Source organism: Streptomyces sp. NPDC006512, assembly GCF_040611935.1.
GTDB lineage: Bacteria > Actinomycetota > Actinomycetes > Streptomycetales > Streptomycetaceae > Streptomyces.
The window spans coordinates 1-12,667 of record NZ_JBEXPG010000051.1; the positions used below are offsets into that span (position 1 = coordinate 1).

Sequence of the window (12,667 nt, forward strand, 5' to 3'; positions counted from 1 at the left end):
TCCTCGGTGAGGAGCGCGTCGAGGATCGTGTCGCTGATCTGGTCAGCGATCTTGTCGGGGTGACCCTCGGTCACGGACTCCGAGGTGAACAGGCGACGGGACACAACGCTCCCTGGGGTTGCAGCGGCTGCTGGCTGATCATTTGGCGGAACCACATCGGGGGCTGCGCCCGATCACGTTCCTTGGTGCAGTTTATCGGTCGCCACCGTTTGCCGGACCACCCGTCTCGCCTTATGGGAGCCATGTGACCTGCGGCACTCCATTCTGACGCACTCGGTCGCCCTCGAAAAGGCCGACGCTCAGGCGCGTCGGGACGGCCGTGGCGGGGCGAGCCGGGGGGCGACCTGGTCCCAGATCAATCCGGCCAGGGCTTCCTTGGGACCGTAGGGAACGGGTGTTTCCGTTCCGTCGGAGGCGAGGATCACGGCCTCGTTCTCCTCCGAACCGAAGGTCTTGGCCTCACCCACCTCGTTCACGACGAGAAGGTCACATCCCTTGCGCCGGAGCTTCGCGCGTCCGTTGGCGAGGACGTCGTCGGTCTCGGCGGCGAAGCCGACGACGATCTGCCCGTCCGTGGCCCGTTCGGCGGAGATCTCCGCGAGGACGTCCGGATTGCGTACGAGGGCCACCGGCTCGGGCTCCTGCCCGTCCCGCTTCTTGATCTTCCCGTCCGCGTACCGGGCGGGCCGGAAGTCGGCCACGGCCGCCGCCATCACGACGGCGTCGGCGTCGGCCGCCGCCTTCAGCACCGCCTCCCGCAGCTGGAGGGCCGTGCCCACGCGTACGAGGTCCACCCCGGCCGGGTCGGCCAGGGAGGTGTTCGCGGCGATCAGGGTGACCCGGGCGCCGCGGGCGACGGCGGTGCGGGCGAGGGCGTAGCCCTGCTTGCCGGAGGAGCGGTTGCCGAGGAAGCGGACGGGGTCCAGGGGTTCGCGCGTCCCGCCGGCGCTGATCACCACGTGCCGCCCGGCGAGGTCCGGTCCGGCGGAGCCGCGGGCGAGCACCCCGCGGCAGAACTCGAAGATCTCCTCGGGGTCGGGCAGCCGGCCCTTGCCGGTGTCCTTGCCGGTGAGCCGGCCGACGGCGGGCTCGATGACGAGGGCCCCGCGCCGGCGCAGCGTGGCGACGTTCTCCTGGGTGGCGGGGTGCTCCCACATCTCGGTGTGCATCGCGGGTGCGAACACCACCGGGCAGCGGGCGGTGAGCAGGGTGTTCGTGAGGAGGTCGTCGGCCAGCCCGTGCGCGGCCTTGGCCAGCATGTCGGCGGTGGCCGGGGCGACCACGACGAGGTCGGCCGACTGGCCGATGCGCACGTGGGGCACCTCGTGGACGGTCTCCCAGACCTGCGTGGAGGCGGGGTTCCCGGAGAGCGCGGCCCAGGTGGCCTCGCCGACGAAGTTCAGGGACGCCGCCGTCGGCACCACCCGTACGTCGTGTCCGGACTCGGTCAGCCGGCGCAGCAGCTCGCAGGCCTTGTAGGCGGCGATCCCGCCGCTGACACCCAGCACGACCTTCGGCTTACCCACCACGCACTCCCCTTCAGGATCCATCTGTCGGTGACACCCGTCACGCCTATGACACACCACAGGCCCGGCAGATGTTCTGCCGGGCCTGTGGTGAAGGAATTCTCGGTGCCTTACTGGGCCGGGGCCTCGATGGCCTCGGAGGTCAGCAGACCCGCGTTGATCTCGCGCAGCGCGATCGAAAGCGGCTTCTCGTGGACGTGGGTGTCCACCAGCGGGCCGACGTACTCGAGCAGGCCCTCACCGAGCTGCGAGTAGTACGCGTTGATCTGACGCGCGCGCTTGGCCGCGTAGATCACGAGGCTGTACTTCGAGTCCGTGGCCTCGAGCAGCTCGTCGATCGGCGGGTTGATGATGCCCTCGGGCGCGGTGATGGAAGAGGACACGCTCTACCTTCCGAAGATGGGTGAATGATCGAAACGATCAAGTGTTGACCGAAATGACATCGATCAACGATCAGACGACATTCATCAAGGCTAGCAGCTCGCGTGCCACGTCCTCGACGGAGGTGTTGACGAGGGTGGTGTCGAACTCGGGTTCGGCAGCGAGTTCGATCTTGGCGGCCGCGAGGCGGCGCTCGATGACCTCGGCGGACTCGGTCCCGCGGCCGGTGAGCCGGCGGACCAGTTCCTCCCAGCTCGGAGGAGCCAGGAAGACCAGCTGGGCATCGGGCTTGGACTCGCGGACGAGCCGGGCGCCCTGGAGGTCGATCTCCAGCAGTACCGGCTCGCCGTTGTCGAGGCGTTCCAGCACCGCGCCGCGCGGTGTGCCGTAGCGGTTGCCCGCGAACTCGGCCCACTCCAGCAGCTCGCCGTTGGCGATCAGCTTGTCGAACTCGTCGTCGTTGACGAAGAAGTAGTGGACTCCGTGTCGCTCACCGGGCCGCGGCTTGCGGGTGGTGGCCGACACCGAGAGCCATACCTCGGGGTGGACTGTGCGCATATGCGCGACGACCGTGCTCTTGCCGACCCCCGAGGGGCCGGAGAGCACGGTCAGCCGCGGACGAACCTCTGCTGCCATAGAGCGATTATCCAGGTTCCAGGGACTGCCTGAGAACGCCGGGAGAACTTCGGGCGACGCCTCAGGCGTTGCTACCGCCGAACTCACGCTCCAGAGAGGCGATCTGGTTGGAACCGAGACCTCGGACACGCCGGGACTCGGAGATGCCGAGGCGCTCCATGATCTGCTTGGCGCGGACCTTGCCGACGCCGGGCAGCGACTCGAGAAGGGCGGAGACCTTCATCTTGCCGATGACGTCGTTCTCCTGACCCATCTTGATGACGTCGTGGAGGGAGGCGCCGGAGTGCTTGAGTCGATTCTTCACCTCGGCCCGCTCCCGGCGAGCCGCGGCGGCCTTTTCGAGCGCTGCTGCGCGCTGTTCAGGGGTAAGGGGCGGAAGAGCCACGCCTACGTCACCTCGGATGTCGAACTGTCGGATACGGACCGGCGGGGAGCTTGCGGGCACCACGCCGGGCGAGCCTCCGAACAGCGACGAAATTCGTTCGCTGCTCGTTCACTCTGGTCGGAGACTAGCGGCCAAGGCCGCTCCAGTCAGCGAGAACGGACGAAAAGTCCTGGTCAGCCTCCACTGAACCGTACATCACGGACAAACTACCCCGGTTTTGTCCGGGGAAAGACGTTCGAATTTCGTCAGGCCGTTCCAAGTGCCCGTCCGGCGGCCCCGGCGGACCGCTCGAAATCCGGGGCCGAGGGGCGGACCGCGCTACCCGGCGACGGCCGCGCGGACCTCGTCCGCGAAGCCCTTCGCCGAGGCTCGCAGCGCCGCCACGTCCGGACCGTGCTTCAGGACGCCCCGCGAGACGTTCGGGACGACGTTGCCGACGGCCCGGCCGAAGACCGCCGGGAGGTCGGCCGCCGTCGCGCCCTGGGCGCCGATGCCCGGGGCCAGCAGCGGGCCGTTGATGTCCAGGTCGAAGGAGGACAGGTCGCCCAGGGTGGCGCCGACCACCGCGCCGAAGGAGCCCATCGGCTCGGCGCCGGCGTTCTCCGCCGCCAGGTGCGCCAGCATGGTCGCGCCGATGGTGCGGCCGTCCTCGCGCACCGCCCGCTGGACCTCGGCCCCCTCCGGGTTGGAGGTGAGGGCCAGGACGAACAGGCCCGCGCCGGACTCCCGCGCCAGGTCGACGGCCGGCTTCAGCGAGCCGTAGCCGAGGTACGGGGAGACGGTCAGCGCGTCCGAGAACAGCGGGGACGAGGGGTCCAGGAAGGCGGCGGCGTAGGCGGCCATCGTCGAGCCGATGTCCCCGCGCTTCGCGTCCATGACGACGAGGGTCCCGGCCGCCCGGGCGTCCGCGACGGTCCGCTCCAGCACCGCGACGCCGCGCGAGCCGAACCGTTCGAAGAAGGCGGCCTGCGGCTTGAACACCGCGACCTCCTGCGCCAGGGCCTCCACGACGGTGCGGGAGAACCGCTCCAGGCCCGCGATGTCGTCGTCGAGGCCCCAGGAGGCCAGCAGGGCGGCGTGCGGGTCGATGCCGACGCACAGCGGGCCCCGGGCGTCCATGGCGGCGCGCAGACGGGTTCCGAAGGGGGTCACGGGGCTCACAGGGCGGCCTTTCGGGTCTCGGCGCCCACCGCTTCCGCGAGGGTCGCGTAGGGGCTGTTGGCCAGGCGCGCGGCGAGGCCCTTGTGGATGGCGCGGGCATAGAACGGGCCCTCGTAGACGAAGGCGCTGTAGCCCTGGATCAGGGTGGCGCCCGCGAGGATGCGCTGCCAGGCGTCCTCGGCGTTCTCGATGCCGCCGACGCCCACCAGGACGATCCGGTCCCCGACGCGCGCGTACAGGCGGCGCAGGACCTCCAGGGAGCGCTCCTTGACCGGGGCGCCGGACAGTCCGCCGGTCTCCTTCACCAGGGACGGGGCGGACTTCAGGCCCAGCCCCTCCCGGGCGATGGTGGTGTTCGTGGCGATGATGCCGTCCAGGCCGAGCTCCAGGGCGAGGTCGGCGACCGCGTCGACGTCCTCGTCCGCCAGGTCCGGGGCGATCTTGACCAGCAGCGGGACGCGGCGGTCGGTGACCGCGCGGTCCGCGGCCTCGCGCACGGCGGTCAGCAGCGGGCGCAGCGACTCGGTCGCCTGGAGGTTGCGCAGGCCCGGGGTGTTCGGCGAGGAGACGTTGACGACCAGGTAGTCCGCGTGGCGGGCGAGGCGCTCGGTGGAGAGCACGTAGTCGGCGGCCGCCTCGTCCTCCGGCACGACCTTGGTCTTGCCGATGTTGACGCCGACGACGGTCCTGAAGACCGGGTTGCGGGCCGCGAGGCGCTCGGCGACGGCCTCGGAGCCCTCGTTGTTGAAGCCCATGCGGTTGATCAGCGCCCGGTCGGGGACCAGCCGGAAGAGCCGCTTCTTGGGGTTGCCGGGCTGTGCCTGCCCGGTGACCGTGCCGATCTCGACGTGGTCGAAGCCGAGCATCGACATGCCGTCGATGGCGACGGCGTTCTTGTCGAAGCCTGCGGCGAGGCCGAAGGGGCCGTGCATCCGCAGGCCGAGGGCCTCGGTGCGGAGCCCCTCGTAGCGCGGTGCCAGGGCGGCCGCGACGAAGGTGCGCAGCACGGGGGTGCGGGCGGCGAGGCGGATCCAGCGGAAGGCCGTGTAGTGGGCCCGCTCGGGGTCCATCCGCTTGAAGACCAGGTTGAAGAAGAGCTTGTACATCGTCGAGAAGATCCCTCTGCGCTCATGGAAAGGGGGACACCCGTCGTGAAACCGGTGTCCCCCCTCCCGTGTCCGGGCTGTACGGGTGTTAGTCGCGGGCCGCGGTCAGGTGCTCCGCGTGCTCCTGGAGGGAGCGGACGCCCACGTCGCCGCGGTTGAGCGCGTCGATGCCCTGGACGGCGGCGGCGAGCGCCTGGACCGTGGTCAGGCACGGGACGCTGCGCGCCACGGCGGCCGTGCGGATCTCGTAGCCGTCGAGGCGGCCGCCGGTGCCGTACGGGGTGTTGACGATCAGGTCGACCTGGCCGTCGTGGATCAGCTGGACGATGTTCTTCTCGCCGTTCGGGCCCTCGCCGTCGCTGAGCTTGCGCACGACGGTGGCGTTGATGCCGTTGCGGCGCAGCACCTCCGCGGTGCCGGAGGTGGCCATCAGCTCGAAGCCGTGGGCGACGAGCTCGCGCGCCGGGAAGATCATCGTGCGCTTGTCGCGGTTGGCGACGGAGATGAAGGCGCGGCCCTTCGTGGGCAGCGGGCCGTAGGCCCCGGCCTGCGACTTGGCGTACGCCGTGCCGAAGACCGAGTCGATGCCCATGACCTCGCCGGTGGAGCGCATCTCCGGGCCGAGGACCGTGTCGACGCCGCGGCCGTGGATGTCGCGGAAGCGCGACCACGGCATGACGGCCTCCTTGACGGAGATCGGCGCGTCGAGCGGCAGGGTGCCGCCGTCGCCGCTCTTGGGCAGCATGCCCTCCTCGCGCAGCTCGGCGATGGTGGTGCCGAGCGAGATGCGGGCGGCGGCCTTCGCGAGCGGGACGGCGGTCGCCTTCGAGGTGAAGGGGACGGTCCTGGAGGCACGCGGGTTGGCCTCCAGGACGTAGAGGATGTCGCCGGCCATGGCGAACTGGATGTTGATCAGGCCGCGGACCCCGACGCCCTTGGCGATCGCCTCGGTGGAGGCGCGCAGGCGCTTGATGTCGTAGCCGCCGAGGGTGATCGGGGGCAGGGCGCAGGCCGAGTCGCCGGAGTGGATGCCGGCTTCCTCGATGTGCTCCATGACGCCGCCGAGGTAGAGCTCGGTGCCGTCGTAGAGGGCGTCGACGTCGATCTCGATGGCGTCGTCGAGGAAGCGGTCGACCAGCACGGGGCGGGTCGGGGAGATCTCGGTGGACTCGGCGATGTAGGACTCCAGCCGGGTCTCGTCGTAGACGATCTCCATGCCGCGGCCGCCGAGCACGTACGAGGGGCGCACGAGGACCGGGTAGCCGATCTCGTCCGCGATCGCCTTCGCACCGGCGAAGGTGGTGGCGGTGCCGTGCTTGGGGGCCGGGAGGCCGGCGTCGGCGAGGACCTGGCCGAAGGCGCCGCGGTCCTCGGCGGCGTGGATGGCCTCCGGGGAGGTGCCGACGACGGGGACGCCGTTGTCCTTGAGCGCCTGGGCGAGACCGAGGGGGGTCTGGCCGCCGAGCTGGACGATGACGCCGGCGATGGGGCCGGCCAGCGACTCGGCGTGGACGATCTCCAGCACGTCTTCCAGCGTCAGCGGCTCGAAGTACAGGCGGTCGGAGGTGTCGTAGTCCGTCGAAACGGTCTCGGGGTTGCAGTTGACCATCACGGTCTCGTAGCCGGCGTCGCTGAGGGCGAAGGAGGCGTGGACGCAGGAGTAGTCGAACTCGATGCCCTGGCCGATGCGGTTCGGGCCGGAGCCCAGGATGATGACCGCGGGCTTGGTGCGCGGGGCGACCTCGGACTCCTCGTCGTAGGACGAGTAGAAGTACGGGGTCTTCGCGGCGAACTCGGCGGCGCAGGTGTCGACCGTCTTGTAGACCGGGCGGACGCCCAGCGCGTGCCGGACCTCGCGGACGACGTCCTCGCGCAGGCCGCGGATCTCCGCGATCTGGAAGTCGGAGAAGCCGTGGCGCTTGGCCTCGGCGAGCAGCTCGGGATGGAGCTTCTCGGCGGCGGCCAGGTCGTCCGCGATCTCCTTGATGAGGAAGAGCTGGTCGACGAACCAGGGGTCGATCTTCGTGTACTCGAAGACCTCTTCCTGGGTGGCGCCGGCGCGGATGGCCTGCATGACGGTGTTGATGCGGCCGTCGGTGGGGCGGACCGCGGTGGTGAGGAGCTCTTCCTTGTCGCCCGTGGGGCCGACGAAGGTGAACTGCGAGCCCTTCTTCTCCAGGGAGCGCAGGGCCTTCTGGAGGGCCTCGGTGAAGTTGCGGCCGATGGCCATGGCCTCGCCCACCGACTTCATGGTGGTGGTGAGGGTGGCGTCGGCGAGCGGGAACTTCTCGAAGGCGAAGCGGGGTGCCTTGACGACGACGTAGTCGAGGGACGGCTCGAAGGAGGCCGGCGTCTTCTCGGTGATGTCGTTGGGGACCTCGTCGAGCGTGTAGCCGATGGCCAGCTTGGCGGCGATCTTGGCGATCGGGAAGCCGGTGGCCTTCGACGCGAGCGCCGAGGAGCGCGAGACGCGGGGGTTCATCTCGATGACGATGACGCGGCCGTCGGCCGGGTCGATCGCGAACTGGATGTTGCAGCCGCCGGTGTCGACGCCGACCTCGCGGATGATCGCGATGCCGATGTCGCGCAGCCGCTGGTACTCGCGGTCGGTGAGGGTCATGGCCGGGGCGACGGTGATCGAGTCACCGGTGTGGACGCCCATCGGGTCGAAGTTCTCGATGGAACAGACGACGACGACGTTGTCCTTGGTGTCGCGCATCAGTTCCAGCTCGTACTCCTTCCAGCCGAGGATGGACTCCTCCAGGAGCACCTCGGTGGTCGGGGAGAGCGTGAGGCCCTGGCCGGCGATGCGGCGCAGCTCGTCCTCGTCGTGGGCGAAGCCGGAGCCGGCGCCGCCCATGGTGAAGGAGGGGCGGACGACGACGGGGTAGCCGCCGAGGGTGTCGACGCCCTTGATGACGTCGTCCATCGAGTGGCAGATGACCGAGCGGGCGGACTCGCCGTAGCCGATCTTGGCCTTGACGGCCTCGACGACGCCCTTGAAGAGGTCGCGGTCCTCGCCCTTGTTGATGGCCTCGACGTTGGCGCCGATGAGCTCGACGCCGTACTTCTCCAGCACACCCTGCTCGTGCATGGAGATCGCGGTGTTGAGCGCGGTCTGGCCGCCGAGGGTGGGGAGCAGCGCGTCGGGGCGCTCCTTGGCGATGATCTTCTCGACGAACTCGGGGGTGATCGGCTCGACGTACGTGGCGTCGGCGATCTCCGGGTCGGTCATGATCGTCGCCGGGTTGGAGTTCACCAGGATGACCCGCAGGCCCTCGGCCTTGAGGATGCGGCAGGCCTGGGTGCCGGAGTAGTCGAACTCGGCGGCCTGGCCGATGACGATCGGGCCGGAGCCGATGACCAGGACGGACTGGATATCGGTGCGCTTAGGCACGCTCGGCCTCCATCAGGGTGACGAAACGGTCGAAGAGGTACGCGGCGTCGTGCGGGCCGGCGGCCGCTTCGGGGTGGTACTGGACGGAGAAGGCCGGCTGGTCGAGCAGCTGGAGGCCTTCCACCACGTTGTCGTTCAGGCAGACGTGCGAGACCTCGGCGCGGCCGTAGGGGGTCTCGGAGACCTTGTCGAGGGGCGCGTCGACGGCGAAGCCGTGGTTGTGCGCGGTGACCTCGACCTTGCCGGTGGTGCGGTCCTGGACCGGCTGGTTGATGCCGCGGTGGCCGTACTTCAGCTTGTAGGTGCCGAAGCCGAGCGCGCGGCCCAGGATCTGGTTGCCGAAGCAGATGCCGAAGAGCGGGGTCTTGCGGGCGAGGACGCCCTGCATGACCGCCACGGGGCCGTCGGCGGTGGCCGGGTCGCCGGGGCCGTTGGAGAAGAACACCCCGTCCGGGTTGACCGCGTACACGTCCTCGACGGTGGCGGTGGCGGGCAGGACGTGGACCTCGATGCCGCGCTCGGCCATCCGGTGCGGGGTCATGCCCTTGATGCCGAGGTCGACGGCGGCGACGGTGTACTTCTTCTCGCCGATCGCGGGGACCACGTAGGTCTCCTTGGTGGCGACCTCGGCGGAGAGGTCGGCGCCCTTCATCTGCGGGGCTTCCTTGACGCGGGCCAGCAGCGTCTCGTCGCGGACGCCGGTCCAGGCGTCGCCGGAGAAGATGCCGACGCGCATGGCGCCGCGCTCGCGCAGGTGGCGGGTCAGGGCGCGGGTGTCGATGCCGGAGATCCCGACGACGCCCTGCTTGACCAGCTCCTCGTCCAGCGAGCGCTGGGAGCGCCAGTTGGAGGGGACGCGGGCGGGGTCGCGGACGACGTAGCCGGCGACCCAGATGCGGGAGGACTCGGGGTCCTCGTCGTTGACGCCGGTGTTGCCCACGTGCGGGGCGGTCATCACGACGACCTGCCGGTGGTACGACGGGTCGGTGAGGGTCTCCTGGTAGCCGGTCATGCCGGTGGAGAACACGGCCTCGCCGAAGGTCTCCCCCACAGCGCCGTAGGCGCGGCCGCGGAAGATCCGACCGTCCTCCAGGACGAGTACGGCGGGAGCTTTGGCTGCTCCCCTGGTGGAGGTCGTCATCGTTCGGCGCCTTCCGTCGTGATGGATGAGTTCATGTTGTTGATCGCCTCGACCCAGGCGGCGTGCTCGGCCGCGCGGTCGGAGCGGAATCCGGAGTCGATCAGCTTGTCGCCGTGCGCCCAGGTGACGACGAGGAGACCGCCCTCGGTGAGTACCTTGCCCGCGATTCCCTTGTCGAGGCGGGCGCCGCGCAGCTGCGCGGCCGGTACGAAGAAGTCGGTGGCACCCGGTCGGACCACGTCGAGGCCCGTGTCGGTGAGCGTGAGCTCGACCCGGCTGCGGACGCCCAGGCCGTGGGCGACGATCCGGTCCAGCCACTGCCCGGCGGTGGTCGAGCCGTGGTACCGGCCGGTCAGGGCCAGCCGGTGCTCGGGGAGACCGCCGGGGGCGGCGGGCAGCTCCGGCAGATCGCTCTGCAGTGCGCCGCGCCATTTCCAGCCCTGCCGCATCAGCCAGTACACGAACGCGATGAAGACGACCAGACCGATCAGCCACGCCACGCGGGCGTCCCAGTCCGTCACCTCCGCCGACTTTCGCTCGGCGGCTTCTGCGGCCAGTTGGATTACTGCAGGTGTCACGCCAGTTTCCCGTCCACGACCGTTGCCCGGCCCCGCAGGAAGGTATGAGTGACGCGCCCCGGCAGCTCACGGCCCTCGTAAGGCGTGTTGCGGCTGCGGGAGGCGAAGTGTGCGGGGTCCACGACACCACGGTACGAGGTATCGACCAAGGTCAGGTTCGCGGGTTCACCTGCCGAGACGCCACGGCCGTGGTTCTCCAGGCCGCCGATGCGCGCCGGGGCGAAGGACATCCGCTCCGCGACGCCCGCCCAGTCGAGCAGTCCGGTCTCGACCATCGTCTGCTGGACGACGGAGAGCGCGGTCTCCAGGCCCACCATGCCCATGGCGGCGGCGGCCCACTCGCAGTCCTTGTCCTCGTGCGGGTGCGGGGCGTGGTCGGTGGCGACGATGTCGATCGTGCCGTCGGCGAGCGCCTCGCGCAGGGCCAGCACGTCGCGCTCGGTGCGCAGCGGCGGGTTGACCTTGTAGACCGCGTTGTACGAGCGGACGAGCTCGTCGGTGAGGAGCAGGTGGTGCGGGGTGACCTCGGCGGTGACGTCGATGCCGCGGGACTTGGCCCAGCGGACGATCTCGACGGAGCCGGCGGTGGAGAGGTGGCAGATGTGCACGCGGGAGCCGACGTGCTCGGCGAGGAGGACGTCGCGGGCGATGATCGACTCCTCGGCGACGGCGGGCCAGCCGCCGAGGCCGAGCTCGGCGGAGACGACGCCCTCGTTCATCTGGGCGCCCTCGGTGAGGCGGGGCTCCTGGGCGTGCTGGGCGACGACGCCGCCGAAGGCCTTCACGTACTCCAGGGCGCGGCGCATGATCACGGCGTCGTCGACGCACTTGCCGTCGTCGGAGAAGACGGTGACGCGGGCGGCGGAGTCGTGCATGGCGCCCAGCTCGGAGAGCTGCTTGCCCTCCAGGCCGACGGTGACGGCGCCGATGGGCTGCACGTCGCAGTAGCCGGACTCCTTGCCCAGGCGCCACACCTGCTCGACGACGCCGGCGGTGTCGGCGACCGGGAAGGTGTTCGCCATGGCGAAGACGGCGGTGTAGCCGCCGGAGGCCGCGGCCCGGGTGCCGGTGAGGACGGTCTCGCTGTCCTCGCGGCCGGGCTCGCGCAGGTGGGTGTGGAGGTCGACGAGGCCCGGCAGGAGGACCTGGCCCTCGGCCTCGATGACGGTCGCGCCCTCGGCCGACAGGCCGGTGCCGACCTCGGCGATGGTCTCGCCGTCGATCAGGACGTCCTGCGCTTCGCCGCCCAGTACCTTCGCGCCACGGATAAGGATCTTGCTCATGGTTACTTGCTCTCCTCGGTACGGGCGGCGGTGGTGGTGACGGCGGGCTCGGAGCCTCCGAGCAGCAGGTACAGGACGGCCATCCGGGTGGAGACGCCGTTGGCGACCTGCTCGACGGCCGTGCACCGGTCGGAGTCGGCGACCTGGGCGGTGATCTCCATGCCGCGGTTCATCGGGCCGGGGTGCATGACGATGGCGTGCTCGGGCATCCGGGCCATGCGCTCGCCGTCGAGCCCGTACCGGCGGGAGTACTCGCGCTCGGTCGGGAAGAAGGCGGCGTTCATGCGTTCGCGCTGCACACGCAGCATCATGACCGCGTCGGACTTCGGCAGCACCTCGTCGAGGTTGTACGAGACCTCGCAGGGCCAGCTCTCGACGCCGATCGGCACCAGCGTGGGCGGGGCCACCACGGTGACCTCGGCGCCCAGCGTGTGGAGCAGCTGGACGTTGGAGCGGGCGACGCGGCTGTGCAGGACGTCGCCCACGATCGTGATCCGGCGGCCGCCGAGGTCCTTGCCGAGTCCGGCGTCGCGGCCGACGAGGCGGCGGCGCATGGTGAAGGCGTCCAGCAGGGCCTGGGTGGGGTGCTCGTGGGTGCCGTCGCCGGCGTTGACGACGGCCGAGTCGATCCAGCCGGAGGTCGCGAGGCGGTAGGGGGCGCCGGAGGCGTGGTGGCGGATGACGACCGCGTCGGCGCCCATGGCCTCCAGGGTCAGCGCCGTGTCCTTCAGGGATTCGCCCTTGGAAACGGAGGAACCCTTGGCGGAGAAGTTGATGACGTCGGCGGACAGCCGCTTGGCGGCGGCCTCGAACGAGATCCGGGTGCGGGTCGAGTCCTCGAAGAAGAGGTTGACGACCGTGAGGCCGCGCAGGGTGGGCAGCTTCTTGATCGGCCGGTCCGCGACGCGGGCCATCTCCTCGGCGGTGTCGAGGATGAGGACGGCGTCGTCGCGGGTGAGGTCGGCGGCCGAGATGAGGTGACGCTTCATCTGGATGGCTCCGTAGGTCGGGAGGGCGGGCAGGCTGACGGGCGTGCCGGGGTGCGGGCGGGGCAGGGCAGACCTCGGCGCGGA

Annotated in this window: 12 protein-coding genes; all 12 read right to left on the reverse strand. The window is 70.3% G+C overall.

The features are described from left to right. A partial coding sequence (locus ABZZ17_RS29280) for an S-adenosylmethionine synthetase N-terminal domain-containing protein (protein WP_356880409.1) occupies window positions 1-104 on the reverse strand: 104 nt, incomplete at its 3' end. Between the two features lie 195 nt (window positions 105-299). Then, window positions 300-1,526, reverse strand: a complete 1,227-nt coding sequence (gene coaBC / locus ABZZ17_RS29285) for a bifunctional phosphopantothenoylcysteine decarboxylase/phosphopantothenate--cysteine ligase CoaBC (protein ID WP_356880298.1) — start codon at window positions 1,524-1,526, stop codon at window positions 300-302. Window positions 1,527-1,636: 110 nt separating this feature from the next. Next, entirely contained in the window at window positions 1,637-1,909 is a 273-nt protein-coding gene (gene rpoZ / locus ABZZ17_RS29290; RefSeq protein WP_004948662.1) for a DNA-directed RNA polymerase subunit omega, read from the reverse strand. Between the two features lie 70 nt (window positions 1,910-1,979). Continuing rightward, on the reverse strand, window positions 1,980-2,543 hold the full coding sequence (gene gmk, locus ABZZ17_RS29295; RefSeq protein ID WP_356880300.1) for a guanylate kinase: 564 nt from the start codon (window positions 2,541-2,543) through the stop codon (window positions 1,980-1,982). Window positions 2,544-2,604: 61 nt separating this feature from the next. After that, complete coding sequence (locus ABZZ17_RS29300; RefSeq protein ID WP_356880302.1) at window positions 2,605-2,928, reverse strand: integration host factor; 324 nt, start codon at window positions 2,926-2,928, stop codon at window positions 2,605-2,607. A gap of 318 nt (window positions 2,929-3,246) precedes the next feature. Further along, entirely contained in the window at window positions 3,247-4,089 is an 843-nt protein-coding gene (pyrF, locus tag ABZZ17_RS29305; RefSeq protein ID WP_356880304.1) for an orotidine-5'-phosphate decarboxylase, read from the reverse strand. Next, window positions 4,086-5,195, reverse strand: coding sequence for a quinone-dependent dihydroorotate dehydrogenase (locus tag ABZZ17_RS29310; protein WP_356880306.1), 1,110 nt, complete (start codon window positions 5,193-5,195; stop codon window positions 4,086-4,088). The genes pyrF and ABZZ17_RS29310 overlap by 4 nt, the downstream gene beginning before the upstream one ends. Before the next feature lie 88 nt (window positions 5,196-5,283). Continuing rightward, window positions 5,284-8,592, reverse strand: coding sequence for a carbamoyl-phosphate synthase large subunit (gene carB / locus ABZZ17_RS29315; protein WP_356880308.1), 3,309 nt, complete (start codon window positions 8,590-8,592; stop codon window positions 5,284-5,286). Further along, on the reverse strand, window positions 8,585-9,733 hold the full coding sequence (gene carA, locus ABZZ17_RS29320; protein WP_356880310.1) for a glutamine-hydrolyzing carbamoyl-phosphate synthase small subunit: 1,149 nt from the start codon (window positions 9,731-9,733) through the stop codon (window positions 8,585-8,587). The genes carB and carA overlap by 8 nt, the downstream gene beginning before the upstream one ends. After that, the gene (locus ABZZ17_RS29325; RefSeq protein WP_356880312.1) at window positions 9,730-10,311 is read right to left on the reverse strand and encodes a hypothetical protein; all 582 of its coding nucleotides are present in this window, start codon (window positions 10,309-10,311) and stop codon (window positions 9,730-9,732) included. The genes carA and ABZZ17_RS29325 overlap by 4 nt, the downstream gene beginning before the upstream one ends. Then, window positions 10,308-11,594, reverse strand: a complete 1,287-nt coding sequence (locus tag ABZZ17_RS29330; protein WP_356880314.1) for a dihydroorotase — start codon at window positions 11,592-11,594, stop codon at window positions 10,308-10,310. The genes ABZZ17_RS29325 and ABZZ17_RS29330 overlap by 4 nt, the downstream gene beginning before the upstream one ends. 2 nt (window positions 11,595-11,596) lie before the next feature. Continuing rightward, a complete protein-coding gene (locus tag ABZZ17_RS29335; RefSeq protein ID WP_356880316.1) occupies window positions 11,597-12,583 on the reverse strand; it encodes an aspartate carbamoyltransferase catalytic subunit in 987 nt (328 codons plus the stop codon). Window positions 12,584-12,667 lie beyond the last annotated feature (84 nt).

Bases quoted from the DNA above. Each gene is read 5' to 3' on its own strand.
- gmk (WP_356880300.1), bottom strand. From the start codon at position 2,543: ATGGCAGCAGAGGTTCGTCCGCGGCTGACCGTGCTCTCCGGCCCCTCG.
- ABZZ17_RS29310 (WP_356880306.1), bottom strand. From the start codon at position 5,195: ATGTACAAGCTCTTCTTCAACCTGGTCTTCAAGCGGATGGACCCCGAG.
- carA (WP_356880310.1), bottom strand. From the start codon at position 9,733: ATGACGACCTCCACCAGGGGAGCAGCCAAAGCTCCCGCCGTACTCGTC.
- ABZZ17_RS29330 (WP_356880314.1), bottom strand. From the start codon at position 11,594: ATGAGCAAGATCCTTATCCGTGGCGCGAAGGTACTGGGCGGCGAAGCG.
- ABZZ17_RS29335 (WP_356880316.1), bottom strand. From the start codon at position 12,583: ATGAAGCGTCACCTCATCTCGGCCGCCGACCTCACCCGCGACGACGCC.